The sequence below is a fragment of the Pseudomonas sp. OTU5201 genome (assembly GCF_038440135.1).
Classification (GTDB): domain Bacteria; phylum Pseudomonadota; class Gammaproteobacteria; order Pseudomonadales; family Pseudomonadaceae; genus Metapseudomonas; species Metapseudomonas resinovorans.
Window position 1 is genome coordinate 76,275 of the sequence record NZ_JASATC010000021.1, and the last position, 23,941, is coordinate 100,215.

Annotated in this window: 23 protein-coding genes and 2 pseudogenes; 16 read left to right on the forward strand and 9 right to left on the reverse strand. The window is 62.4% G+C overall.

The features are described 5' to 3' along the window. Positions 1-13: 13 nt before the first annotated feature. The 4 genes from AAHM40_RS14895 to dksA are packed head-to-tail and all read right to left on the reverse strand — an operon-like array spanning position 14 to position 4,571. The gene (locus AAHM40_RS14895; RefSeq protein WP_342245339.1) at positions 14-2,968 is read right to left on the reverse strand and encodes a sensor histidine kinase; all 2,955 of its coding nucleotides are present in this window, start codon (positions 2,966-2,968) and stop codon (positions 14-16) included. Continuing rightward, positions 2,952-3,128 carry a hypothetical protein gene (locus AAHM40_RS14900; protein WP_003095129.1) on the reverse strand — a complete coding sequence of 59 codons (177 nt, stop codon included), beginning with the start codon at positions 3,126-3,128 and terminating at the stop codon, positions 2,952-2,954. Before AAHM40_RS14900 ends, AAHM40_RS14895 begins: the two co-directional genes overlap by 17 nt. Before the next feature lie 60 nt (positions 3,129-3,188). Next, positions 3,189-4,076: a tRNA glutamyl-Q(34) synthetase GluQRS gene (gene gluQRS / locus AAHM40_RS14905; protein WP_342245340.1), complete on the reverse strand. Its 888-nt coding sequence runs from the start codon at positions 4,074-4,076 to the stop codon at positions 3,189-3,191. 51 nt (positions 4,077-4,127) lie between these two features. Continuing rightward, positions 4,128-4,571, reverse strand: a complete 444-nt coding sequence (gene dksA / locus AAHM40_RS14910; protein WP_028630036.1) for an RNA polymerase-binding protein DksA — start codon at positions 4,569-4,571, stop codon at positions 4,128-4,130. Positions 4,572-4,764: 193 nt separating this feature from the next. On the opposite strand from dksA, the gene AAHM40_RS14915 reads away from it, so the two are divergent. Both AAHM40_RS14915 and sfsA read left to right on the forward strand, forming a co-directional pair. After that, complete coding sequence (locus AAHM40_RS14915; RefSeq protein ID WP_342245341.1) at positions 4,765-5,940, forward strand: pyridoxal phosphate-dependent aminotransferase; 1,176 nt, start codon at positions 4,765-4,767, stop codon at positions 5,938-5,940. After that, positions 5,937-6,644, forward strand: coding sequence for a DNA/RNA nuclease SfsA (sfsA, locus tag AAHM40_RS14920; RefSeq protein ID WP_342245342.1), 708 nt, complete (start codon positions 5,937-5,939; stop codon positions 6,642-6,644). The genes AAHM40_RS14915 and sfsA overlap by 4 nt, the downstream gene beginning before the upstream one ends. 3 nt (positions 6,645-6,647) lie before the next feature. Here the strand turns inward: sfsA and AAHM40_RS14925 are convergent, their stop codons facing one another. Then, a complete protein-coding gene (locus tag AAHM40_RS14925; RefSeq protein ID WP_342245343.1) occupies positions 6,648-6,971 on the reverse strand; it encodes a Rieske (2Fe-2S) protein in 324 nt (107 codons plus the stop codon). A gap of 196 nt (positions 6,972-7,167) precedes the next feature. On the opposite strand from AAHM40_RS14925, the pseudogene AAHM40_RS14935 reads away from it, so the two are divergent. The 5 genes and pseudogenes from AAHM40_RS14935 to AAHM40_RS14955 form a co-directional block, all read left to right on the forward strand. Next, positions 7,168-7,350, forward strand: a pseudogene (locus AAHM40_RS14935) (hemin-degrading factor); the annotation flags it as partial. A 174-nt stretch (positions 7,351-7,524) separates the two neighbouring features. Continuing rightward, a pseudogene (locus AAHM40_RS14940) lies at positions 7,525-7,626 on the forward strand (hemin ABC transporter substrate-binding protein); the annotation flags it as partial. 50 nt (positions 7,627-7,676) lie between these two features. Next, on the forward strand, positions 7,677-8,660 hold the full coding sequence (locus AAHM40_RS14945; RefSeq protein WP_342245359.1) for a FecCD family ABC transporter permease: 984 nt from the start codon (positions 7,677-7,679) through the stop codon (positions 8,658-8,660). Further along, entirely contained in the window at positions 8,660-9,427 is a 768-nt protein-coding gene (locus tag AAHM40_RS14950; protein WP_342245345.1) for a heme ABC transporter ATP-binding protein, read from the forward strand. Before AAHM40_RS14945 ends, AAHM40_RS14950 begins: the two co-directional genes overlap by 1 nt. Before the next feature lie 17 nt (positions 9,428-9,444). Beyond that, positions 9,445-10,329 (forward strand): ChaN family lipoprotein, encoded by an 885-nt coding sequence (locus AAHM40_RS14955; protein WP_342245346.1) that lies wholly within the window; start codon positions 9,445-9,447, stop codon positions 10,327-10,329. 275 nt (positions 10,330-10,604) lie between these two features. On the opposite strand, the gene AAHM40_RS14960 is transcribed toward AAHM40_RS14955, so the two are convergent. From AAHM40_RS14960 to AAHM40_RS14970, 3 genes are all read right to left on the reverse strand, one after another. Further along, positions 10,605-11,405, reverse strand: coding sequence for a Crp/Fnr family transcriptional regulator (locus AAHM40_RS14960; protein WP_342245347.1), 801 nt, complete (start codon positions 11,403-11,405; stop codon positions 10,605-10,607). Between the two features lie 105 nt (positions 11,406-11,510). Next, entirely contained in the window at positions 11,511-11,783 is a 273-nt protein-coding gene (locus AAHM40_RS14965) for a TfoX/Sxy family protein (protein ID WP_028630044.1), read from the reverse strand. A 296-nt stretch (positions 11,784-12,079) separates the two neighbouring features. Next, entirely contained in the window at positions 12,080-13,639 is a 1,560-nt protein-coding gene (locus AAHM40_RS14970) for a bifunctional aminoglycoside phosphotransferase/ATP-binding protein (protein ID WP_342245348.1), read from the reverse strand. A 115-nt stretch (positions 13,640-13,754) separates the two neighbouring features. On the opposite strand from AAHM40_RS14970, the gene mrcB reads away from it, so the two are divergent. From mrcB to AAHM40_RS14985, 3 genes are read left to right on the forward strand one after another with little or no spacing between them, the layout of a single operon-like run. After that, on the forward strand, positions 13,755-16,073 hold the full coding sequence (gene mrcB, locus AAHM40_RS14975; RefSeq protein ID WP_342245349.1) for a penicillin-binding protein 1B: 2,319 nt from the start codon (positions 13,755-13,757) through the stop codon (positions 16,071-16,073). A gap of 16 nt (positions 16,074-16,089) precedes the next feature. Then, complete coding sequence (locus tag AAHM40_RS14980) at positions 16,090-16,839, forward strand: tetratricopeptide repeat protein (protein WP_342245350.1); 750 nt, start codon at positions 16,090-16,092, stop codon at positions 16,837-16,839. After that, complete coding sequence (locus AAHM40_RS14985) at positions 16,839-17,168, forward strand: YqcC family protein (RefSeq protein ID WP_342245351.1); 330 nt, start codon at positions 16,839-16,841, stop codon at positions 17,166-17,168. Before AAHM40_RS14980 ends, AAHM40_RS14985 begins: the two co-directional genes overlap by 1 nt. Positions 17,169-17,177: 9 nt before the next feature. On the opposite strand, the gene AAHM40_RS14990 is transcribed toward AAHM40_RS14985, so the two are convergent. Next, positions 17,178-17,636, reverse strand: a complete 459-nt coding sequence (locus AAHM40_RS14990) for a DUF4124 domain-containing protein (protein ID WP_342245352.1) — start codon at positions 17,634-17,636, stop codon at positions 17,178-17,180. A gap of 409 nt (positions 17,637-18,045) precedes the next feature. On the opposite strand from AAHM40_RS14990, the gene AAHM40_RS14995 reads away from it, so the two are divergent. From AAHM40_RS14995 to msrQ, 6 genes are all read left to right on the forward strand, one after another. Beyond that, on the forward strand, positions 18,046-19,770 hold the full coding sequence (locus AAHM40_RS14995) for an acetolactate synthase 3 large subunit (protein WP_342245353.1): 1,725 nt from the start codon (positions 18,046-18,048) through the stop codon (positions 19,768-19,770). Between the two features lie 2 nt (positions 19,771-19,772). Beyond that, positions 19,773-20,264 (forward strand): acetolactate synthase small subunit, encoded by a 492-nt coding sequence (gene ilvN / locus AAHM40_RS15000; protein WP_028630051.1) that lies wholly within the window; start codon positions 19,773-19,775, stop codon positions 20,262-20,264. A gap of 43 nt (positions 20,265-20,307) precedes the next feature. Then, positions 20,308-21,324, forward strand: coding sequence for a ketol-acid reductoisomerase (gene ilvC / locus AAHM40_RS15005; RefSeq protein ID WP_342245354.1), 1,017 nt, complete (start codon positions 20,308-20,310; stop codon positions 21,322-21,324). A 143-nt stretch (positions 21,325-21,467) separates the two neighbouring features. Next, positions 21,468-22,283, forward strand: a complete 816-nt coding sequence (pssA, locus tag AAHM40_RS15010; protein ID WP_342245355.1) for a CDP-diacylglycerol--serine O-phosphatidyltransferase — start codon at positions 21,468-21,470, stop codon at positions 22,281-22,283. Positions 22,284-22,343: 60 nt separating this feature from the next. Next, entirely contained in the window at positions 22,344-23,348 is a 1,005-nt protein-coding gene (gene msrP, locus AAHM40_RS15015; RefSeq protein WP_342245356.1) for a protein-methionine-sulfoxide reductase catalytic subunit MsrP, read from the forward strand. After that, on the forward strand, positions 23,348-23,941 hold a 594-nt coding region (gene msrQ / locus AAHM40_RS15020), incomplete at its 3' end, for a protein-methionine-sulfoxide reductase heme-binding subunit MsrQ (protein WP_342245357.1). The genes msrP and msrQ, both read left to right, overlap by 1 nt.

Consider the following 23,941-nt stretch of genomic DNA (forward strand, 5'->3'; position numbering starts at 1 on the left):
TCTCTAGACGGTCTCAGCTCACGGCGGATGTTGCTTCGACAAAACGAGGCAGCGTCACCCTGATTCGGGTGCCGCGCTGGTGCTCGGAGTCGGCCGGGCTTTCGATGGTTATCTGTCCATAATGCTCTTCCACGATCGAATAGACCAGTGCAAGGCCAAGGCCGGTCCCTTTCCCTGGGTCCTTGGTGGTGAAGAAGGGTTCGAACAGGCGATCGATGATCGCCTTCGGAATGCCGCTGCCTTCGTCTTCGACGACGAGGTCGACGGTGTGCTCCGAAGCTTCGCTGCGCACGCGGATGGCGCTGCCCACGGGGGAGGCATCGCGGGCGTTGGACAACAGGTTGATCAGCACCTGGGCGAGGCGCTGGGGGTCGCCTTCGACAATGTGCTGCGGATCGCAGAGGTTGAAGAAGTTCACCTCGATGCTGCGCTTGTTCAGTGAGAGCAGGCCGATGGCGTCCTGCGTGACCTCGGCCAGGCATACCGGTTCGCTGGCCTGCTGACGGCCGCCAGCGTGGGCGAAGCTCATCAGCGACTGGACGATGCGAGTGACGCGCTTGGTCTGTTCGAGAATCTGGCTGCTGAGTTCCTTGATCTCGCTATCGCCCTCGCGCTCCTCGCGCAGGTTCTGCGCCAGGCAGGCAATGCCGGTGATGGGGTTGCCGATTTCGTGGGCGACGCCGGCGGCCAGGCGGCCGATGGACGCCAGGCGTTCGGAGTGGACCAGCTTGTCTTCCAGTAGCTGGGTGTCGGTCACATCCTCCACCAGCAGTACCAGGCCGCTGCTGCCCGGGGCCAGGGGCTCTTCGATCGCCGCCTTATGCAGGTTGAGCGCGCGGGCCTGGCCGTCCAGGGTCAGGCGCTGCTTGTGCAGGTGTTCGTCAGGGAGGTTGATGAAGCCTTCCAGCAGGCCCTTCCAGGGATCGGTGATGGTCGACAGGCGCGAGCCGACGACACGCTGCGCCGGAATCTCGGTCAGTTCCTCCATGGCGCGGTTCCACATGAGGATTTCCTGGTCCTTGGCCAGTGAGCAGACCCCCATGGGCAGCTCCTGCAAGGTCTGGCGGTGGTAGCGACGCAGGGCGTCCAGTTCCGCAGCGAGGCCGGTGAGGCGCGAGTGATAGTCCTCCAGCCGGCTTTCGATGAAGTGAATGTCTTCGGTGACGTAACCCTCGCTGCCAGACTTGTAGGGCAGGAAGGTTTCCACCATGTCCTGGGCCACGCTGGGTCCCATCAGGCCAGAGAGGTTGGCTTCGATGCGATCCCGCAGGCGGCGCAGGGCGTAGGGGCGGCGTTCATCGAAGGGCAGGTGGAGGTCGCGCAGGGCCTGCTCCACTTCCTTCTGCGCGGTCTTGGCGCCCAGGGGTTTGGCCAGTTGAGTGGCAAATTCCTGGGGCGAGCTGGCCATCAGTTCACGGCGTTGCGGCCGGCGCACGTTGTCAACCGTGCAGGCTTCGGCGGCGCTGCGTTCTTCCGGGCTGGCTTCGGTGAAGAGCGAGACCAGGGTGAAGATCAATACGTTGGCCGCCAGGGAAGCGATGGCTGCGATGTGCCAGCTGGTGTCATCGAGCACGTAGATGGCATTGAACAGTGGCAGGTAGATGCCCTGCAGGTTGCCCACAAGTGGCAGCAGCATGGCGAATAGCCAGACGAGGAAGCCTGCCAGCAGGCCCGCAATGAACCCACGGCGGTTGGCGGTCGGCCAGTAGAGCACGGAGAGCGCGCCGGGCAGGAACTGCAAGGTGGCGACGAAGGCGACGATACCGAGGTTGGATAGGTCTTGCTCGGCACCTAGCAGCAGGTAGAAGCCGTAGCCGGCCATGATGATGAAGGCGATCAGGGCGCGGCGGGTCCATTTCAGCCAGCGGTAGATGTTGCCTTCGGCGGGTGGCTGATACAGCGGCAGCACCAGGTGGTTGAGGGCCATGCCGGAGAGGGCCAGGGTCAGCACGATGATCAGGCCGCTGGCGGCAGACAGGCCGCCGACGTAGGCAAGCAGGGCGAGCACCGGGTTGTCGACGGCGATCCCCAACCCCAGGGTGAAATACTCCGGGTTGGTGGTGGCGCCGAGTTTGAGGCCGGCCCAGAGGATCAGCGGGATGGCCAGGCTCATCAGCAGCAGGAACAGCGGCAGGCCCCAGCTGGCGCTGACCATGGCGCGCGGGTTGAGGTTCTCGGTGAAGGTCATGTGGTACATGTGCGGCATGACGATTGCCGAGGCAAAGAACACCAGCAGCAGGGTGCGCCAGGGGCCTTCCTGCAGTGGTGTGTGCAGCGTGGAGAGTGCGGCCTGGTTCTGCAGCAACCAGAGCTCCAGCTCCCGCGGGCCGTCGAACACGCCATAGAGGGCGTAAAGGCCGATGCTGCCCAGGGCCACCAGCTTGACCACCGATTCGAAGGCGATGGCAAACACCAGGCCGGCGTGCTTCTCGCGGGTGGCGATGTGGCGCGCGCCGAAGAGGATGGTGAACAGGGTGATCAGGGCGCAGAAGCTCAGGGCGACGCGGTTGTGTACCGGCTCGCGGGTAAGAATGCCGATGGAGTCGGCCACCGCCTGGATCTGCAGGGCCAGCAGCGGCAGCACGCCGATGATCATGATCACCGTGGTCAGCGCGCCGGCCCAGGTGCTGCGGAAGCGGAAGGCGAAGAGGTCGGCCAGCGATGACAGCTGGTAGGTACGGGTGATGCGCAGGATCGGATAGAGCAGTACCGGCGCCAGCAGGAAGGCCCCCGATACGCCCAGGTAACTGGCGAGGAATCCGTAGCCGTACTGGTAGGCCAACCCGACGGTACCGTAGAAGGCCCAGGCACTGGCATACACGCCCAGGGACAGGGTGTAGGTCAGCGGGTGACGGACGATCCAGCGCGGTACGAAGCCGCGGTCACTGAGCCAGGCCACGCCGAACAGGGCCAGGAGATAGGCAGCGCTGATCAGGATCAGCTGGGTGAGGCTAAAGCTCATCAGCATCGCGTTGACTCTGGAGAATGAAGGTCACCACGATCAGGATCAGCCACAGCAGGTAGGGGCGGTACCAAGCGCCGTTGGGGTCGATCCACCAATCCATGATGGCGGGGGAGAACAGGTAGATTCCCACCACCAGGAGCAGGACCAGCCGATAGATGTACATGCCATAAATCTCGTCGTGTCTGCCGCGATGGTAGCGAATGCCCAGAGGTGCCGCGAGTGGCTAGCGAAGCTGCGCTTCGGCCAGTGTTCGGGTGCCTGGAATTCGCCGTGCGTCCCAGTGTGCGATGCCCCAGTTCAGCACATCATGGGGGTGGTTGTCGGCCAGGTCGGCTGGCGGCTCCTGGCCCAGGGCTCGCAGTGCGCGTACCAGCAAGGGGCCGGCGGAGTCTGCCGGCAGCGGCGGTGAACGGTAGGACTTGCCCAGCTTGTGGCCGTCCGGCTGGATGATCAGCGGCACATGCAGATAGCGCGGTTGGCTGAAGCCCAGCAGTTCCTGCAGATAGAGCTGGCGTGGGGTGGAGTCCAGCAGGTCGGCACCCCGGACGATGTCGGTTATGCCTTGCCAGGCGTCGTCCAGCACCACGGCCAATTGATAGGCATAGAGGCCGTCGCGACGACGGATGACGAAGTCGCCCACTTCTCGCCCCAGATGCTGGCGGTACTCGCCCTGTACGCGGTCGATGAAGTGGTACTCGAGCTCCGGCACGCGGATGCGAATGGCTGCGTCGTGCTGCGGGTGCTGGGCGTTGCGGCAGAAGCCCGGATAGATGCCCTGGTGGCCTTCCAGCTGCTTGCGCGAGCAGGTGCAGGCGTAGGCGAGCCCCATCTCGTAGAGACGGTCGATCACCTTGGCGTAGTCCTCGTGGCGGTCGCTCTGACGAACCATCTCGCCATCCCATTCGAAACCGTAGTTTTCCAGGGTATGGAGAATCGCCGCTTGGGCACCTTCGACTTCCCGCGGCGGATCGAGGTCTTCCATGCGCAGCAACCAGCGGCCGCCGGCAGCGCGGGCGTCAAGGTAGGAGGCAAGGGCAGCGACCAGCGAACCGAAATGCAGAAAGCCGCTGGGCGTAGGGGCGAAGCGCCCGATATAGGCAGGGGAGGTCATGGAGCAGGACCCTGTAACGCGACGGGGCGCCGTTGGCGCCCCGTTTCGGCATCAGGAGCCGAGCTGCTTTTCTTTGATTTCGGCCAGGGTCTTGCAGTCGATGCAAAGGGTGGCGGTGGGGCGTGCTTCCAGACGGCGGATGCCAATCTCGACGCCGCAGGAGTCGCACCAGCCGTAATCGTTGTCTTCGATCAGTTGGAGCGTTTCGTCGATCTTCTTGATCAGTTTGCGCTCGCGGTCACGGGCGCGCAGCTCGAGGCTGAACTCTTCTTCCTGGCTGGCACGGTCGGCCGGGTCAGGGAAGTTTGCGGCTTCGTCCTGCATGTGGTGCACGGTACGGTCCACCTCTTCCATCAACTCCTGCTTCCATTTGTTGAGGATGTTGGTGAAGTGAGCGCGCATGCGGTCGCTCATGTACTCCTCGCCCTTGGTCTCTTGGTAGGGCACGAAGCCACGAATCAACTGGCTGTTCTGTTGTTTTGCATTGGTGGGCATGGATGGCCGCCTCTCACTTTCTTAATCCATTGCGCAGGATTATGGTCCATCGCCGGCGATGCCGGCCCTGCGGCTGCAAGCGGGCGAACTTACCAGATCAAATCCGGGTACGCCACTCCCCAGCGTCGTACATGCTGCAGCGTCCAGGGACCATTGGTTAGAATCCTCTCTTTGCCTAAATAAAGGAAGGCCAATGGCCCAGTCCTACAGTGCGCGCAGCCGCGCCATCGAACCCTTCCACGTCATGGCCCTGCTGGCTCGTGCCAACGAACTCCAGGCGGCGGGTCACGATGTGATCCACCTGGAAATCGGCGAGCCGGACTTCACCACTGCCGAGCCCATCGTCCAGGCCGGACAGGAAGCCCTGGCCGCCGGGCATACCCGATACACCGCCGCTCGCGGCGTGCCGCAGTTGCGCGAAGCCATCGCTGGCTTCTACGCATCGCGCTATCGGTTGAACATAGACCCTGATCGCATTCTCATCACCCCCGGCGGTTCCGGAGCGCTGCTGCTGGCCAGCAGCCTGCTGGTAGATCCGGGGCGGCATTGGCTGCTGGCCGACCCCGGCTACCCCTGCAACCGTCACTTCCTGCGCCTAGTGGAAGGCGGTGCGCAGCTAGTGCCGGTAGGCCCTGAGACCCGCTATCAGTTAACCCCGCAATTGGTCGAACGGCACTGGGACGCCGACAGCGTGGGTGCCCTGGTCGCCTCGCCGGCCAACCCGACCGGCACCGTGCTGCACGCCGACGAGCTGGCAGCCCTGTCGCAGACCCTCAAGGCCCGCGGTGGCCATCTGGTGGTGGACGAGATCTACCACGGCCTGACCTATGGCATGGACGCCAGCAGCGTGCTGGAAGTGGATGACGACGCCTTCGTGCTGAATAGCTTTTCCAAGTATTTCGGTATGACCGGCTGGCGGCTCGGTTGGTTGGTGGCGCCGCCGGACGCGGTGCCCGAGCTGGAAAAACTGGCGCAGAACCTCTATATCAGTGCGCCTTCGATGGCCCAGTATGCCGCCCTGGCCTGCTTCCAGCCGCAGACCCTGGAAATCCTCGAGCGGCGTCGCAACGAGTTTGCCCGTCGTCGCGATTACCTGTTGCCGGCCCTGCGTGAGCTGGGCTTTCGCATCGCCGTCGAGCCGGAAGGTGCCTTCTATCTCTATGCGGACATTTCCGCCTTTGGTGGCGATGCCTACGCCTTCTGCCGCCATTTCATCGAAACCGAACATCTGGCCTTCACGCCGGGCCTGGACTTCGGTCGCAATCATTCCGCTCAGCATGTGCGCTTCTCCTATACCCAGAGCCTGCCGCGTCTGGAAGAGGCCGTGCAGCGCCTGGCCCGCGGTCTGAAGACCTGGTCCGGTCAATGAGGTTCGCCCCCGCCCTGGAGGAGGGCAGGCTGCTCAAGCGTTACAAGCGCTTTCTCGCGGATATAGAAACGTCATCAGGGGAGCAGATGACCATTCACTGCCCCAATACCGGCTCGATGCTGAACTGCATGAGCGAGGGCTGCCGGGTCTGGTTCAGTCGCTCCAACGATCCCAAGCGCAAGTTGCCCGGTACCTGGGAAATCGCCGAGACGCCCCAGGGTCGCTTGGCCTGCATCAATACCGCACGGGCCAATGCCTTGGTGGAAGAGGCGCTGCAGGCGGGCATTATCAGTGAGCTGGCGGGCTTCAACGCCCTCAAGCGCGAAGTGGGCTATGGGCTGGAAAACAGCCGTGCCGATTTCCGTCTCGATTACCCCGCGGGTCCGGCCTTCATCGAGGTGAAGAGCGTCACCTTGGGCTTCGATGGTACGCAGGTCGCAGCATTCCCCGACGCGGTGACCGAGCGTGGCAGCAAGCATCTGCGCGAGTTGGCCGCGCTGGCGCGAGAGGGCGTGCGCGCTGTGCAGCTCTATTGTGTGAATCTTTCGGGTATCGATGCGGTGCGTCCAGCCGAGGAGATTGATCCGGCTTACGCGACAGCCCTGCGTGAGGCTGTTGCTGTGGGTGTGGAAGTGCTGGCCTATGGGGTGGCGCTGACGCCGGAAGAGGTTCGCATCTGTCGTCGTCTCGAGGTGAAGCTCTGAGGCTCAGGCGTCGATGAGCAACCAGATGCCGTCGGCGTCTTCGCGGCAGTCCAGAGGTTGCAGCACGTCGCCGGCGCAGGGACCGGTCACGCATTCGCCCGACTCGATCAGGAACAGCGCGCCGTGGGTGGCGCACTGAATCAGGCTGCCGCTGTGATCGAGGAACTGACCTGGCACCCAGTCGAGCGGAATTCCCCGGTGCGGGCAGCGATTCTCATAGGCGTGGATCTGCCCATGCCGGCGCACCAGCAAGAGTTTCAGACCATCAACGACAAAGCCCCGACTTTGGCCTTCAGCCAGTTCAGAGGGACGGCAAAGCAGGATCATCGGCATCTCCACGGCAGACGTGCATTATCGCGCGCCACCGTGGCTTGCCAAGAGGGGCACATTCGTGTGCTGAAAGGAATCGGATCTCCCAGATCAGGTTGACCGAGGGATTGCGGCCCGGCTGGACGTCGCCGCACTGCCAGTACTCCTTGTCGGTCAGGTTGAACAGGCCGGCGTTCACCGAGAAGGCATCGGTCAGACTGCCGGCGTTACCGAGCTGTGGCGCGTGCGCAAGCCCCGCACCGATGGCGTGATCACCAGTTGGGAAGCCTTCGATGCCGAAGGACAATGGGTCGTGCAATTGTTCGGCGCGCGCAAACCCGGTATTCCTGAGTGCGAGGACTGGCGAGCACTGACGGAATCCGCACCGGCGCTTTGAGGTCGTGCAGCCTGAGGCGCCTGGCGCCCTGATCCAGGCCAACGCACTGTCAGAGCAGGGCGTTGGCTTTTCCCGCATTCAGCGATGGAGTTGTTTTCGATGCGTGTTGCCGCTCTAGCCAGCCTTTGCGCGGGCATCCTGCTTTCTCACGAGGCCGCTGCGGCCGAGACCCGGGGAGGCCTTGGGCCGCGCCTGCCTGATGCCCTGGCCGCGCTGTCCGCAGGCTTCTATCCTTCGGCTCCCGCGCTGACCGAGATAAGCCTGAGCCAGCCATGACTGCATCTCTTCACTCCCGCCCACTGTTCATCGCACTGGGCGTCCTGCTGTTGTTAGCGCTTTGGCTGTCGCTGGCGCTGGGACCGGTCAGCCTGCCACTGGACGCGACCGTACGTGCGGCAATGCGCCTGGCTGGCCTGCCGTTATCCGGTGAAGGGCTGGAGCAGGCCGAGTTGATCCTTGGGCAGATACGCCTCCCGCGCACCCTGCTCGGGCTTGCGGTGGGCGCCGTGCTGGCGTTGTCCGGCGTTGCCATGCAGGGCTTGTTTCGCAACCCGCTGGCTGACCCGGGGCTGGTTGGGGTGTCCAGCGGCGCGGCATTGGGTGGAGCGGTGGCCATTGTCGGTGGCACTGCGTTGGGTGGATTGCCAGAGGCTTTTGCCCCCTACCTGCTGTCCATTTTTGCCTTTGCCGGCGGGCTGGGCGTGACGTTGCTGGTCTATCGCCTGGGGCGTCACGACGGGCAGACCAGCGTGGCGACCATGCTGCTCGCCGGGATCGCCCTGACCGCACTGGCCGGAGCGGTGATCGGCCTGCTCACCTATCTGGCCGAAGACGCCACCCTGCGCAGCCTGACCTTCTGGAACATGGGCAGCCTCAACGGTGCCAGTTATTCGCGGCTCTGGCCGCTGCTGATCGTGACCCTGTTCGTGGTGTTCTGGCTGCCGCGTCGTGCCAAGGCACTGAATGCCTTGCTGCTGGGGGAGTCCGAGGCCCGTCACCTGGGCTTCGATGTGGAGCGACTGAAGCGCGAACTGGTGCTCTGCACTGCCCTGGGTGTGGGGGCTGCGGTGGCGGCGGCTGGGTTGATCGGCTTCATCGGTCTGGTTGTGCCGCACCTGGTACGCCTGGTTGCCGGGCCGGATCACCGGGTCCTGCTGCCGGCTTCGGCCCTGGCCGGGGCTAGCCTGATGCTGCTGGCCGACCTGGCGGCACGCCTGGTACTGGCGCCAGCCGAACTGCCCATCGGCATCGTTACGGCACTGATCGGCGCGCCGTTCTTCCTCTATCTGCTGGTGCGAGGTCGCCCCTGATGCTGCGCGTGGAACAACTGGACGTGCTGCGAGGCAGCAAACAAGTACTCGCAGGCGTCGATCTGGCGCTGCAGCCCGGCGAGGTGCTTGGGGTGCTCGGCCCCAATGGCGCTGGCAAGAGCACCTTGCTAGGGGCTTTGTGTGGTGAAGTGCCGGTTGCCGCGGGAACGGTCAGCCTGGAGGGCCGTGCCCTGAACGACTGGAACGGGCCGCAGCGTGCGCGACGCCTGGCCGTTCTGCCACAAAGCTCGACTCTGAACTTTGCGTTCCGCGTCGAGGAGGTCGTGGCCATGGGGCGCATGCCTCACGACACCGGACGAGAACGGGATGCCGGAGTCGTCGCGGAGGCGTTGCACGCTGCGGATGCCAGCCACCTGGCCGGTCGCAGCTACCTGGCGCTCTCCGGTGGTGAGCGTCAGCGCGTGCACCTGGCAAGGGTGCTGGCGCAGCTCTGGCCTGGGGGCAGCGGGCAAATACTGCTGCTGGACGAACCCACCTCAATGCTTGATCCGCTGCACCAGCACACCACCTTGCAGACCGTGCGGACTTTTGCCGAGCGTGGCGTGGCAGTGCTGGTGATTCTCCATGACCTGAACCTGGCCGCGCGCTACTGCGATCGGCTGCTGTTGCTCGCCGATGGTCGCCCCTATGTGCTGGGCACGCCGGAGCAGGTGCTCCAGGCTGAGCCGCTCAAGGCCGTGTTCGGACTGGAGGTGCTGGTGCAGCGCCATCCGGAACGCGGCCATCCCCTGATCGTTGCACGTTGATCGAACAAGGATTTTCCATGCGTCTTCTCCTGCTTTCCCTCTTCGGCCTGCTGGCCGCCTGCCAGAGCCTGCCGCCACTGCCCGAGTGGCAGAGTCCCGAGGGCCGGGACAACCCTGAACTGGGCGTGATCCGCGACCTGCGCAGCGGCGAGCAATTGACCCCGGAGCAACTGCTGGAACGGCTTGCCACCCAGCCCCGAGTGCTGGTCGGCGAGCAGCACGACAACCCGGACCATCATGCCCTGCAGCTCTGGCTGCTGCAGGGGCTGGAAGCTCGCCGGCCCCAGGGCAGTCTGTTGCTGGAAATGCTCGAGCCCGAACAGCAGGCCAAGGTGGATGCTGTGCGCAAGGGCTCACTGCCGGCGGATTTGTCCCAGGCCCTGGCCTGGCAGAAAAACTGGAACTGGGAGCTTTATGGCCCGATCGTCCGTCATGCCCTGGCTCAACCCTATCCGCTGCTCGCGGCCAATCTCGACCGCAGCGAAATCATGCGCATCTACAAGGAGCGTCCAGTCCTGCAAGGCGAGCAGTCCACCGCGGAGACGGTGCGCGGGTCACTGCTGGAGCAGATCCGGGAGTCCCACTGCGGACTGCTGCCGGAATCCCAGATGCCGGCAATGCTTGCGGTGCAGCAGCAACGTGATCGGCGCATGGCGGAACGGTTGTTGACGGCGCCCACCCCGGCAGTGCTGTTCGCTGGGGCTTTCCATGTGCGTCGTGATCTGGGAGTGCCTTTGCACTTGGCCGACCTGGGCAAGGCCGAGGGGAATGCGGTGTTGATCCTCTCCGAGGTGGGCAAACCGGTGGAGCAGGGCGCGGCCGACTACGTCTGGTACACCGCCGCTATGCCGCCCATCGATCACTGCGCGGGTATGCGCCAGAAACTTCCGGCCGCGCGCTAGGCGCCGACAAGCAGGTTGCATTCGGATGTGCCGAATCACAGGTAAAAAAAGACCCGGCAATTTGCCGGGTCTAAAACCGTGATTAGCCTGATGAGGAGATAACCTGAAGAGTCCGACTGCTTGGTCTCCCAGCTTACCGGCTGATCTCGCGACCAGTTGCGATAATAATAACAATTCTCATTTTCAAGTCAAGCGCCGATTCGACGTTTTCTTTTCGTCTCGTTTGCCGGACCCTGAAAGCAAAAAACCGGCTTTGCGCCGGGTTCTTGCGGGGATCAAGCCCTTTCGGGGGACAACCGTAGCTGGGTGACCTCTTTATTCAGCAGGTCGATGCGCCGCGCCATGCTCTCGATCAGGCTGTGAGCAATGCGTGGATTGCTTTGCATCAGGCTGAGGAACTGCTCCTTGGGAATTACCATCACGGTGCAGGGCTCGCTGGCCACCACCGTGGCGCTGCGTCGCTCCCGGGTGAATACCGCCATGGCCCCGAAGATCTCATCCTTCTGTACATCGCCCACCTTTTGTCCATCGACGAAGGCCTCCGCATGACCCTCGATGATGATGAAGACATGGTCAGCCTTGTCCCCCTGTTGGATAAGCTCCTCTCCCGCGGAGAAGTGCTGGAAACCGGTGGAGGGGCGTACGTCCGGTTGCTTCAGGCGAGCGACGGCGTCCGAGAGCAGGGCTGTATGGCCCACCAGGTACTGGATGAACAGTTCCTGGCGCTTTTCGTTGCCATAGATGTGTTTGAACACTTCGTTGCGGCTGAACGGCATCAGGCTGATGGGTTCGTCACTGCTGTAGCGGCAGGAAGGCAGGTCGATGCCCTGACGCAGGCCGACCAGGTCGCCCTCCTGCAGGTAGAAAAGGGGACGTTCATCGACGATGGCGTGAATCAGGCCGTTTTCAATCAGGAACAGCTGGTTGGCAGGCAGCAATGGTGAGAGGTCTTCGACCTGTTCCAGGCGTACCGCGGGGCCGCTTGGTTCCAGACCATCGAGCAGTTGCCCGGGGATGCTCTGCAGTCTGTTGATCAGCTGGTCGGCGTAGGCCGGTTGCTCCCCGAGTAGGTACATGGCAGTAATTCCTTGAACTGACTGGAATGGCGTCGCGCACGAAGGTCCCTGAAACAATAGGGACCTTGGTCTGGCTCGTAAATCTCTCTTGGTGGAGGTTGTGAGCTAGCTCTTGTTGTGGACGCCCGGAGTGTCCAGTTGGTGGTTCAATTCTGCCTTGTGGCCGGGTGTCAGGTCGTTCCAGTGGATATCCAGCAGGGCACCTTCGATGGCATAGAGCAGCACTTTGGAGGCTCTGAAACCGCGTGCCCGAACGGCCTTGTAGGCACTGACGGCACCGAGCCGGCGCAGGTCCGAAGCGCTGTGTATGCCGACGGCATGCAGCCATTGTGCTGAAGTCTTGCCCAGATTTTTCATGTGTTGCAGTTCGTCGTTCATCGAGCCTCCTTGCGATGGATTGGGCACGAGAGGGACAGTGCTGTGGATAAGTGTAGCGGCCATTCGCAGTGCGTGGCCTTGTGCTATCGCTGCATCCTCGCGCGCTCCCTGCACGGAAAACGATCACTGCTGATGCGATAGGGGCATTCCTGTTCGCGCCTTCCGGGCACAGGCATGACCTGGCCGGTGAGAAAGTGTCGGCGAATGGGAGATGGACTCCGGCTGCTCGGCTGAGAGTGACTCAGCCGGCAGTATAGAAGCCGCGACGGATGTTGCCCGGCGCGATGGAGGCGGGGTCAGACGCCTGGCAGGTGCTGGCGGATGAGCTCCACCAAGCCGTCCAGGCTGGCCGCCTGGTTGGTGTCGATGCGCTTGCTCTGGAGCAGCTCGCTTGCATCCAGGGGCTCGCGGCTGGCCAGTTGTGCGCGTACCACGTCCATGGTGGCATCGGACGGGTCGCCGCCTTGGGCTTGGCGTTGCGCCAGCCAGACTTCGATCACCGCTTCTGGTGCGTGGCAGTCGAGGATCAGGAAAGGCGTACCGGTTTCTTCGGCGACCTTGCGCGCTGCCTGGCGTTGTTCCTGCTTGAGGAAGGTGGCGTCGATGACCACGGGGAATCCGGCATGCAGCGCGACCTCCGCCAACTGGTTCAGGCGCTCGTACGTGGCGATGCTGGCGTCCGCGTTATAGATGCCGCTCTGCAGGCCTTCGATGCCTTGCTGCTGCTCGCCGAACAGGCGCTTGCGTTCGATGTCCGAGCGCAGGCGTATGGCGCCAAGGGCTTCCACCAGACGCAGCGCCACATGGCTCTTGCCCGAGGCGGATACACCACAGGTGATGGCCAGGAAGGGCGAAGGGATGGCGCTGTAACTTTCGGCCAGGCCGGCATAGTTGCGGTATTGGCGGACGGTGGCGGCCTTCTGCACTGCATCGGCCTGGTGGGCCAGGCTGAACAGGGCGATCTTGGCACGCACAAGGGCGCGATAGGCCTTGTAGAAGTTGAGCAGCTCCAGACCTTGGTAATCGCCGGTGAGCTCCAGGTAGTGGCTGACCAGGCGACGGGAAAGGGATTTGAGCCCGCGATCTTCCAAGTCCATGGCGATGAAAGCGATATCGGCGTAGACGTCAGTGAAGCGGAAGGGCTCGTTGAATTCGATGCAGTCGAACACCACGACTTCATCGTTGATCAAGGTGGCATTGCCCAGGTGGATGTCACCGTGGCACTCGCGAATGAATCCCTCTTGCTTGCGTCGCGCCAGCAGCGGCTTGAGTCGCTCGTGGCTGCTTACAGCCCAGGCCTCCAGCGCGTCCAGCTGTTGCAGATCGGCCTTGTCGCGCAACAGCGGACGGATCTGCTCGAAGTTCTGGCGAACCGGCATCATGACAGCGTCAGGAGTGCCCAGCGGGTGGTCGATGGCCACTTTCGGAGCTGCCAGGTGGAAGCTGGCGATCTGCTCGGCCAATGCATCGATGTGGGCTGGGCTCAGTTCGCCGCGGGCCTGCAGCGCGCTGAGCAGGTTTTCCTGCGGGAACTGGCGCATCTTGAGCACATACTCGATGGCCGGGCCCTCTCCTCCGATCTGCGGGGATTCGACGCTGCCGGTGATTGGCAGTACTTCCAGGTAGAGGTCGTGGGTCAGGCGCTGATTGAGGCGCAGCTCTTCTTCGCAGAAATGCCGGCGGTCTTCGAGGTTGGTGAAGTCGAGGAAGCCGAAGTTCACCGGCTTCTTCACCTTGTACACATAGCTGCCGGTCAGCAGTACCCAGGATATGTGCGTCTCGATCACCTGGAACCCGTCCACCGCGTGGGGGTATAGGGCGGGATTCTGCAGGGCGGCTAGCAGGGACTGGCTCACGGGCATTCCTTGTTCTGTCTCTGTGGAAGGCCGGCATTATCGCCTCTGTGCGCCGGCCTGCAAACCGTCAGGGCGTGCCTGTTGGCTGTGGGTAAAGTGCGTATAATGCGCCGCCATGACACGTCCCCGATCCCCAAAATCCCGCTCCAAACGCCGCTCTAGCGGCCTTAGCCCATGGCTGGGCTGGGCCTTCAAACTGGGTCTCGTAGGCCTGGTGGTGCTGGCCGGTTTCGCTATCTACCTCGATGCCGTGGTGCAGGAGAAGTTCTCCGGCAAGCGCTGGACGGTGCCGGCCAAAGTCTATGCCCGTCCGCTGGAACTGTTCGTCGGGCTGAAGCTGTCCAAGGATGACTTCCTGAAGGAGCTGGACGCCTTGGGCTATCGCCGTGAGAGCCTGTCCAATGGACCGGGTGCCGCTTCGGTGTCGGGTAACAACGTCGAGCTGAACACCCGCGGCTTCCAGTTCTATGAAGGCGCCGAGCCGGCCCAGCGTGTGCGCGTGCGTTTCTCCGGCGACTACGTGGCAGGCCTGACCCAGGCCAGCGGCGCCGATCTGGCAGTGGCCCGCCTGGAGCCCCTGCTGATCGGCGGTCTCTATCCCGCCCACCATGAAGATCGTGTGCTGATCAAGCTGGACCAGGTGCCGGCGTACATGGTGGAAACCCTGGTGGCGACCGAAGACCGCGAATTCTTCAACCACCACGGTGTGTCGCTCAAGTCCATCGCCCGCGCCTTCTGGATCAACGCGACCGCCGGCGAGCTTCGCCAGGGCGGGAGTACCCTGACCCAGCAGTTGGTCAAGAACTTCTACCTGACCAGCGAGCGCAGCATCTCCCGCAAGGCTACCGAAGCCATGATGGCCGTGCTTCTGGAGCTGCATTACGACAAGCGTGAAATCCTCGAAGCCTACCTCAACGAGGTGTTCCTCGGTCAGGATGGCCAGCGCGCCATCCATGGCTTCGGCCTTGCCAGCCAGTACTTCTTCAGCCAGCCGCTGGCGGAGCTCAAACTGCACCAGATCGCTCTGCTGGTGGGCATGGTTAAGGGGCCGTCCCACTACAACCCACGTCGATTCCCGGAACGCGCGCTGGAGCGCCGCAATCTGGTGATCGATCTGCTGGCCGAGCAGGGGGTGGTCACCCCCGAGGAGGCTGCTGCCGCCAAGCAGAAGCCGCTTGGCGTGACACAGCGCGGCAGTCTGGCTGACAGCTCCTACCCAGCCTTCCTCGACCTGGTGAAGCGCCAGCTGCGTGAGGACTATCGCGAGGAAGACCTGACCGAAGAGGGGCTGCGCATTTTCACCAGCTTCGACCCCATCCTGCAGTCCAAGGCGGAAACCGCACTGAGTGAGACCCTGAAGCGCCTTTCCGGGCGCAAGGGCGTGGACCAGGTGGAATCGGCCATGGTCGTGAGCAATCCGGAAACCGGTGAGATCCAGGCGCTGATCGGCAGCCGCCAGCCACGCTTCGCTGGCTTCAACCGCGCGGTGGATGCGGTGCGGCCCATCGGTTCGCTGATCAAGCCGGCCGTGTACCTCACTGCTCTGGAGCGCCCAAGTCAGTACACCCTGACCAGCTGGGTTGCCGACGAACCCTTCTCTGTGAAAGGGCAAGACGGCCAGGTGTGGCGTCCGCAGAACTACGATCGCCGCGCCCACGGCACCATTTACCTGTATCAAGGGCTGGCCAATTCCTACAACTTGTCGACCGCCAAGCTCGGCCTGGAACTGGGCGTGCCCAATGTGCTCAAAACCCTTGAGAGGCTGGGTGTTTCCCGCGAGTGGCCGGCTTATCCCTCGATGCTCCTCGGCGCTGGCGCGCTGAGCCCGATGGAAGTGGCGACCATGTACCAGACCCTGGCAAACGGTGGTTTCAATACGCCGTTGCGGGGGATTCGCAGTGTGCTGACTGCCGAGGGTGAGCCGCTCAAGCGCTATCCCTTCCAGATCCAGCAACGCTTCGATCCGGGTGCCATCTATCTGGTGCAGAACGCCATGCAGCGGGTCATGCGCGAAGGTACTGCGCGGTCGGTGTACAGCCAGCTGCCATCGTCCCTGACACTGGCGGGCAAGACCGGCACGACCAACGACTCGCGGGACAGTTGGTTCGCCGGCTTCAGTCAGGATCTGCTGGCAGTGGTCTGGCTGGGGCGCGATGATAACGGCAAGACGCCGCTGACCGGCGCCACCGGTGCGCTGCAGGTCTGGACCAGCTTCATGCGCAAGGCCGACCCGCTGCCACTGGATATGCCGATGCCAGACAACGTGGTGCAAGCGTGGATTGACCCGCACAGTGGCCAGGGTTCGGACCCGAGTTGCCCGGGCGCAGTCCAGATGCCCTACATTCGTGGCAGTGAACCTGCCCCTGGCGCAGCTTGCGGCATGGGCGCACCCGTGGACTCGGTCATGGACTGGGTTCGTGGTTGGATGCAATGAACCGAGAGGATGAAAAGTGAGTAAAGCCTGGATTCCCGCCCTTGCGGCAGCCGCTCTGCTGGCAGGTTGTGCCACCCCGCAGCGAGGCGCCATTCCCGTGGTTGACTCCGGTGCGCCCTTGTCCGAACTGGAGCAGGGAACCACTAACCGTGGTGGCTACAATCAGACGCCCGCGGCTCCGCGCAGCGTGCCCGAAGATTCCGGCGTGGTGGTGATGGTGCCAGGTGCCGCCGCCGGCGCACCCATTGCGGCGCCGGCGTCCAGCGCGCCCATCAGCGGCAGTATTACCAGTGGCGGTGTTACCCCCGGTCCAATAACCACTGGCCCGGCAGCGACGGCACCCAGCGCACCAGTCTATGGCTCTCCGAGCTATAGCGCGCCAGCGCCCATCGCTCCAAGTGGTATTCCCAGCAACGGTGGTGGATTGGCCGCCGACGAGCAGCTCGATGGCCCGGTGCTGGCGCTGCTGACCACTGCCCAGCAGCAACAAGGCGGTGGTGACCTGAACGGCGCCGCCGCCAGCCTGGAGCGTGCCCAGCGCATTGCGCCGCGTGAGCCCCAGGTGCTCTATCGCCTGGCTGAAGTACGCCTGGCCCAGGGGGATGCGGCACAGGCTGAACAGTTCGCACGTCGCGCCATGACCTATGCCAATGGTCGGCCGGCTCTGCAAGCCAGTCTGTGGGACCTGATCGCACGTTCCCGCGACCGTCTGGGCGACCCGTCCGGCGCGGCGCTTGCGCGTGACAAGGCCAAGGTCAATCTCTAGTGGACCCGCGTTGCGTCGAAGTGGCTGACCAGCTCCTGCTCATCGAGCGGGAGTTACGCGGTCTTGGCTGGTGGGCAGAGGTTTCGCCCAGTGCGGATGCCCTGGCCAGTCAGGCGCCGTTCTGCGTGGACACGCTGGCCTTCGAAGAGTGGCTGCAGTGGATTTTCCTGCCCCGCATGAAGGTCATTCTGGAGAATGACCTGGAGCTGCCTCAAGCATCTGGCATCCGTGCCATGGCGGAAGAGGCTTACCGGGAGCGGCTCACCGAGGTGAGTGCGTTGCTCGACGCTTTGGGCGCCTTCGACCGGTTGATAGGTGGGATGAACTGAGGCACTGCCTCAGTTGCAATTCTCGCTGATGGCTTTTTCGGCCTCTTTCATCCGGGACTGTCGCTCTTCCTCGCTCAGGCGGCGTACCTCCCCATTAACTTCCGCACGTAGTCGTGGATTGTTCTGTAGTTGCGCCAGATTGGTGCGTATGTTTTCGCAGTACTTACGACGCTCCGCTTCCTGAGTCGCGACTTCCGCCTTCACTTTTTCGTCGATGGCTTTCTGGTCGCCCACTGGCTTGCTCTCGGGCAGCGGCGCCGCTGGCTGAGCAATTTCGCTGTCCAGGCGCGGCAGGGCAGGACGCGGCTTTGGCACTGAGGTATTCACGCTGGTGGCTTCCTGGCCTTCAGGCGGATGGGCGCCAAAGTGGGTGACACCCTGGGCGTCCACCCATTTATAGACCTGGCCAGCCATGGCGGACGTGCTCAATGCTAGCAGCAGGCTGGCGGCAAGAATCATGCGGTGCATGCGGTTTCCTTTTGATGACGGAGAATCCTGCGCTAACTATAACCAAAAGCCGCCGGCCTTGATCCTGCGTCGCGTCACAGCAATCCATGCAAGATTCCGCAACGGATTACTTGACTTGTCCCGCGCTAATCCGAAGAATCCAGGGTTCGCTGTTCCAGTGGGCCGGCCGCAAGTCGGAAGCTGTAGCAGTCGATGAGGTGCATACCCGCGCCGACCTGTAACACCCGCAACGCGTTACCTCGCGCTGGGTGGGAAAGCCCCGCAACAACTCTCAGGGGCCGACCCGATGCTTGTTCAGTCAGCAGCTGACGTAGTCGGCGACCACCAGTCGCTCACGCGCTGCCTGCAAGCAAACCTATTCAGGCCGTCCGGTCGCGGGCGGTTATCTGGCGTTCTAGAGGTGAAAAACGTGGAGCTTTTATCTGGCGCTGAAATGGTCGTCCGCTCGCTGCGTGACGAAGGCGTTAAGTACATCTATGGGTACCCGGGTGGTGCCCTCCTGCATATCTACGACGCCCTGTTCAAAGAAAACGATGTGACCCACATCCTGGTCCGTCATGAGCAGGCTGCTACCCATATGGCCGACGGTTACGCCCGCGCCACCGGCAAGCCTGGTGTCGTGCTGGTGACCTCCGGCCCTGGCGCAACCAACGCCATCACCGGCATCGCCACTGCCTACATGGACTCCATCCCGATGGTGATCCTGTCCGGTCAGGTGCCCAGCAACATGGTCGGTACCGATGCCTTCCAGGAAACCGACATGGTCGGTATTTCCCGCCCGATCGTGAAGCACAGCTTCATCATCAAGCATCCCTCGGAAATTCCCGAGGTGATCAAGAAGGCCTTCTACATCGCCCAGTCCGGCCGTCCCGGTCCTGTCGTGGTCGACATTCCGAAAGACATGGGCGATCCGACCCAGAAGTTCGAGTACAGCTACCCGAAGAAGGTCAAGCTGCGTTCCTACAGCCCCGCAGTTCGTGGACACTCCGGTCAGATCCGTAAGGCTGCCGAGATGCTGCTGGTCGCCAAGCGCCCGATCCTGTACGCCGGCGGTGGCGTCATCATGGGTAACGCATCTGAGCAGCTCACCGAGCTGGCCAAGATGCTCAACCTGCCGGTCACCAACACCCTGATGGGGCTGGGCGCTTTCCCGGGTTCCGATCACCAGTTCGTTGGCATGCTCGGCATGCACGGTAGCTACACCGCCAACCTGGCGATGCACCACGCCGACGTGATCCTTGCCGTTGGCGCGCGTTTCGATGACCGCGTCATCAACGGCGCCGCCAAGTTCTGCCCGAACGCCAAGATCATTCACATCGACATCGACCCGGCCTCGATCTCCAAGACCATCAAGGCCGATATCCCGATCGTGGGTCCGGTGGACAGCGTGCTGTCCGAGATGGTCGCCATCCTCAAGGAAATCGGCGAGACCCCGAACAAGGATACTGTCGCGGCCTGGTGGAAGCAGATCGATGAGTGGCGCGCCGGCGGCGACCTGTTCCCCTATGACAAGGGCGACGGCAGCATCATCAAGCCGCAGAGCGTGATCGAGACACTCTGGGAAGTGACCAAGGGCGATGCCTACATCACCTCCGACGTAGGTCAGCACCAGATGTTCGCGGCCCAGTACTACCGCTTCAACAAGCCTAATCGCTGGATCAACTCCGGTGGTCTGGGCACGATGGGCTTCGGCTTCCCGGCGGCCATGGGCATCAAGCTGAACTTCCCGGAAACCGATGTGGCCTGTGTGACTGGCGAAGGCAGTATCCAGATGAACATCCAGGAGCTGTCCACCTGCCTGCAATACGACCTGCCGGTGAAAATCGTCAACCTGAACAACGGTACGCTGGGCATGGTCCGCCAGTGGCAGGACATGCAGTACAACAGCCGTTACTCGCACTCCTACATGGAATCGCTGCCTGACTTCGTCAAGCTGGCCGAAGCCTATGGCCACGTCGGCATTCGCGTGACCGATCCGAAGGATCTGAAGGCGAAGATGGAAGAGGCGTTCTCGCTGAAGAACCGTCTGGTGTTCCTCGACATCCAGGTCGACTCCAGTGAACACGTCTACCCGATGCAGATTCGGGATGGCGCCATGCGCGACATGTGGCTGAGCAAGACGGAGCGGACCTGAACATGCGACACATCATTTCCCTGCTGCTGGAGAACGAGCCGGGCGCATTGTCCCGCGTGGTTGGCCTCTTCTCCCAGCGCAACTACAACATCGAAAGCCTGACTGTGGCTCCGACCGAGGACCCGACCCTGTCGCGTCTGACCCTGACCACCATCGGGCACGATGAGGTGATCGAGCAGATCACCAAGAACCTCAACAAGCTGATCGAAGTGGTCAAACTGGTGAACCTGTCGGAGAGCGCCCACATCGAGCGCGAACTGATGTTGGTCAAAGTCAAGGCTACCGGCGCCCAGCGCGCCGAGGTCAAGCGCACCACCGACATCTTCCGCGGCCAGATCGTCGATGTGACGTCCAGCGTCTATACGATCCAACTGGCGGGTACCAGCGACAAGCTTGACAGCTTCATCCAGGCCATCGGCACCAGCTCGATCCTGGAAACCGTACGCAGTGGCGTCACTGGGATTTCCCGTGGCGACAAAGTGCTGACTATCTAATATTGCGATAGGCCCGAGGGGCCCAGTTAATAGGGGTGTTTCCATGAAAGTGTATTACGACAAAGACTGTGACCTCTCGATCATCCAGGGCAAGAAAGTTGCCATCATCGGTTACGGTTCCCAGGGCCATGCTCATGCCTGCAACCTGAAAGACTCCGGTGTCGACGTAACCGTCGGCCTGCGCGCTGGCTCTGCCACCGTTGCCAAGGCCGAAGCCCATGGCCTGACAGTCAAGAGCGTGCCTGAAGCCGTTGCTGCCGCTGACCTGGTGATGATCCTGACCCCGGACGAGTTCCAGTCCAAGCTGTACAAGGAAGAAGTCGAGCCGAACCTGAAGAAGGGTGCCACCCTGGCCTTCGCCCACGGCTTCGCCATTCACTACAACCAGGTCGTACCGCGTGCCGACCTCGACGTGATCATGATTGCGCCGAAAGCTCCGGGCCACACCGTTCGCTCCGAGTTCGTCAAAGGCGGCGGCATCCCTGACCTGGTAGCCGTTTACCAGGACGCCTCCGGCAACGCCAAGAACGTTGCTCTGTCCTACGCTTGCGGCGTGGGCGGCGGCCGTACCGGCATCATCGAAACCACCTTCAAGGACGAGACCGAAACCGACCTGTTCGGTGAGCAAGCTGTTCTGTGTGGCGGCTGCGTAGAGCTGGTGAAAGCCGGTTTCGAAACCCTGGTAGAAGCCGGTTACGCGCCGGAAATGGCCTACTTCGAGTGCTTGCACGAACTGAAGCTGATCGTCGACCTGATGTACGAAGGCGGCATCGCCAACATGAACTACTCGATCTCCAACAACGCCGAGTACGGTGAATACGTAACCGGTCCGGAGGTTATCAACGCTGAATCCCGTCAGGCCATGCGCAACGCTCTGAAGCGCATCCAGGATGGTGAATACGCGAAGATGTTCATCCAGGAAGGTGCCTCGAACTACGCTTCGATGACTGCCTACCGTCGTAACAACGCCGCTCACCCGATCGAGCAGGTCGGTGAGCGTCTGCGTGCGATGATGCCGTGGATCTCTGCCAACAAGATCGTCGACAAGACCAAGAACTAAGGTCTTATCCTGATCAGAAAGAACGCGGCCTCGGCCGCGTTCTTTCGTTATGGCGCCGGGGTTCTGGTATAAAGCCTGTTTGCCGGGCGGCGCATTCCTGAGCCCGTCCACCTCATTCCGTACTCGTTGCAAGGATGTTGTTCATGAGTGAACGTCCCGAAGAGCCGCACCAGCCCACCGAAAACGACAGCCTGCTGCCGATCGACGAACACGTCGAGGAAGGCCAGGACGCAGAAGGGCGCAAAGTCCGGCATCGTGGCATCTACCTGCTGCCCAACCTGTTCACCACTGCCAACCTGTTCGCCGGCTTCTATGCCATCGTCAATGCCATGAGCGGCAACTACTCGGTGGCGGCTGCCACCATCTTCGTCGCCATGGTGCTGGACAGCCTCGATGGCCGCGTCGCCCGCCTGACTAACACACAGAGCGCCTTCGGCGCTGAGTACGACTCTTTGTCAGACATGGTGGCCTTCGGCGTGGCTCCTGCCCTGCTGGCTTTCGAATGGGCCCTGAGCGGCCTGGGCAGCGTCGGCCTGACCGTCGCCTTCATCTATGTCGCCGGTGCGGCGCTACGTCTGGCGCGCTTCAACACCCAGATCGGCAAGGTGGACAAGAAATGGTTTATCGGCCTGGCCAGCCCCGCCGCCGCGGGCGTAGTGGCTGGCACCGTCTGGGCCTTCAGCGATTTCGGCATCAAGGGCTCGAACATGTCGTTCATCGTTGCCCTGTTGGTCGCCCTGGCCGGCATGCTGATGGTGAGCAACATCAAGTTCTACAGCTTCAAGGACCTGGACCTGAAAGGGCGCGTACCTTTCGTGGCTATCCTGATCGTCGTGCTGGCCTTCGCCGTGGTGTTCAGCGACCCGCCGCGCATCCTCCTGCTGATCTTCCTGGCTTACGCCGCATCCGGCCCGGTGCAATACTTGCTCCAACTGCGTCGTCGCAAGCAGGTCGAGTGATGTAATTTCCTCGCGGCTCCGCAGTCTACTGGGCATCCTAGCCCGAGTTGCGGAGCCGCTATGCTGATCCAGATCCCCCCTTCGTCCGTATGCCGCGAGCACGAAGTTACGCCCGAATCCGTCTATCTCTCCCGACGCCAACTGCTTTCCGCAACTGGTGGCCTGTTGGCCATGACTTCGTTGCCGCTCCATGCCTGGGAAGCATCGGCCTATCCCGACGTTGAGGCTGCCCAGGCACCAGTCTGGTTCAGCGAGAAACTCGCGACTACCCATTGGAAGGCCGTTACTCCGGCGGATGAGGCGATTACACCGTTTCAGGATGCAACCCACTACAACAACTTCTACGAGTTCGGGACCAACAAGGGGGACCCAGCGCGTTACGCGGAGAAGATGCAGGTTGAACCCTGGACGGTGCGTATCGATGGTGAAGTGGGTAAGCCTGGTACCTACTCGGTAGAGGACTTGGTCAAACCCCAGGGTCTGGAAGAGCGCATCTATCGGCTTCGTTGCGTCGAGGCCTGGTCCATGGTCATTCCTTGGCTGGGGTTCCCCTTGGCGAATTTGCTCAAGCGTGTGGAGCCGACCAGCAAGGCCAAGTTTGTCAGCTTCGAGACCCGTCTCGCGCCAGAGGAGATGGCAGGAGTGCGCTCCGGCTTCTCCCTGATCGATTGGCCCTATGTAGAAGGTTTGCGCCTGGATGAGGCGATGCATCCTCTTACCCTGCTTGCCGTGGGAATGTATGGTCGCGTGCTGCCGAACCAGAATGGCGCGCCACTTCGCCTTGTAGTTCCGTGGAAGTACGGTTTCAAGAGCATCAAGTCCATCGTGCGGATAAGTCTAGTCAGCGAGCAGCCTCCTACTACGTGGCAATCCATCGCCCCGGAGGAGTATGGCTTCTATTCGAACGTCAATCCTGAGGTGGATCATCCCCGTTGGAGCCAGGCCCACGAACGACGCCTTCCCAGTGGGCTGTTCAGCCCGAACATCGTGCCGACTCGTATATTCAACGGCTATGACGAAGTGGCCAGCCTTTATAGCGCGCTGGATTTAAGGAAGTACTACTGATGCGGTTCAAACTCTGGAGGCTGTTCGTATTCCTGGTGGCGCCGATTGCGGTTGGCCTGTGGCTTTATCAGGCCTGGATTTTCGCGTTGGGGCCGGACCCAGGCAAAGTACTGGTTGATCGTCTGGGGCTGGGGGCTCTCTGGTTGCTGCTCATTACCTTGTCCATGACGCCATTGCAGAAGCTGACCGGCTGGGGAGGGTGGATTGCGGTTCGCCGGCAACTCGGGCTCTGGTGCTTCACTTATGTAGTGCTGCATATTACTGGCTATGCCGTGTTCCTTCTCGGTCTCGATATGCAGCAACTGATAATCGACCTCGGCAAACGCCCTTATATATTCGTAGGTGCCTTGGGTTTCACTGGATTACTGGCGTTGGCGGTCACCTCCAACCGCTTCAGCATCCGCCGGTTGGGCAAGCGCTGGAAGCAGTTGCACCGTCTGGTCTACGCCATCCTGGCAATAGCGTTGCTGCATATGCTCTGGGTCGTGCGGGCGGATATGGCTGAGTGGGTTGGGTACGCCACGGCTGGCGCTGTGCTGATGCTGCTGCGGTTGCCGATGGTGGAACGGTTTCTGCCCAAGGTTTTCGAGATG

Coding starts and splice junctions, on each gene's coding strand:
- AAHM40_RS14895 (WP_342245339.1), bottom strand. CDS start 2,968: ATGCTGATGAGCTTTAGCCTCACCCAGCTGATCCTGATCAGCGCTGCC.
- AAHM40_RS14900 (WP_003095129.1), bottom strand. CDS start 3,128: ATGTACATCTATCGGCTGGTCCTGCTCCTGGTGGTGGGAATCTACCTG.
- gluQRS (WP_342245340.1), bottom strand. CDS start 4,076: ATGACCTCCCCTGCCTATATCGGGCGCTTCGCCCCTACGCCCAGCGGC.
- dksA (WP_028630036.1), bottom strand. CDS start 4,571: ATGCCCACCAATGCAAAACAACAGAACAGCCAGTTGATTCGTGGCTTC.
- AAHM40_RS14915 (WP_342245341.1), top strand. CDS start 4,765: ATGGCCCAGTCCTACAGTGCGCGCAGCCGCGCCATCGAACCCTTCCAC.
- sfsA (WP_342245342.1), top strand. CDS start 5,937: ATGAGGTTCGCCCCCGCCCTGGAGGAGGGCAGGCTGCTCAAGCGTTAC.
- AAHM40_RS14925 (WP_342245343.1), bottom strand. CDS start 6,971: ATGATCCTGCTTTGCCGTCCCTCTGAACTGGCTGAAGGCCAAAGTCGG.
- AAHM40_RS14950 (WP_342245345.1), top strand. CDS start 8,660: ATGCTGCGCGTGGAACAACTGGACGTGCTGCGAGGCAGCAAACAAGTA.
- AAHM40_RS14955 (WP_342245346.1), top strand. CDS start 9,445: ATGCGTCTTCTCCTGCTTTCCCTCTTCGGCCTGCTGGCCGCCTGCCAG.
- AAHM40_RS14960 (WP_342245347.1), bottom strand. CDS start 11,405: ATGTACCTACTCGGGGAGCAACCGGCCTACGCCGACCAGCTGATCAAC.
- AAHM40_RS14965 (WP_028630044.1), bottom strand. CDS start 11,783: ATGAACGACGAACTGCAACACATGAAAAATCTGGGCAAGACTTCAGCA.
- mrcB (WP_342245349.1), top strand. CDS start 13,755: ATGACACGTCCCCGATCCCCAAAATCCCGCTCCAAACGCCGCTCTAGC.
- AAHM40_RS14990 (WP_342245352.1), bottom strand. CDS start 17,636: ATGCACCGCATGATTCTTGCCGCCAGCCTGCTGCTAGCATTGAGCACG.
- ilvN (WP_028630051.1), top strand. CDS start 19,773: ATGCGACACATCATTTCCCTGCTGCTGGAGAACGAGCCGGGCGCATTG.
- ilvC (WP_342245354.1), top strand. CDS start 20,308: ATGAAAGTGTATTACGACAAAGACTGTGACCTCTCGATCATCCAGGGC.
- pssA (WP_342245355.1), top strand. CDS start 21,468: ATGAGTGAACGTCCCGAAGAGCCGCACCAGCCCACCGAAAACGACAGC.
- msrP (WP_342245356.1), top strand. CDS start 22,344: ATGCTGATCCAGATCCCCCCTTCGTCCGTATGCCGCGAGCACGAAGTT.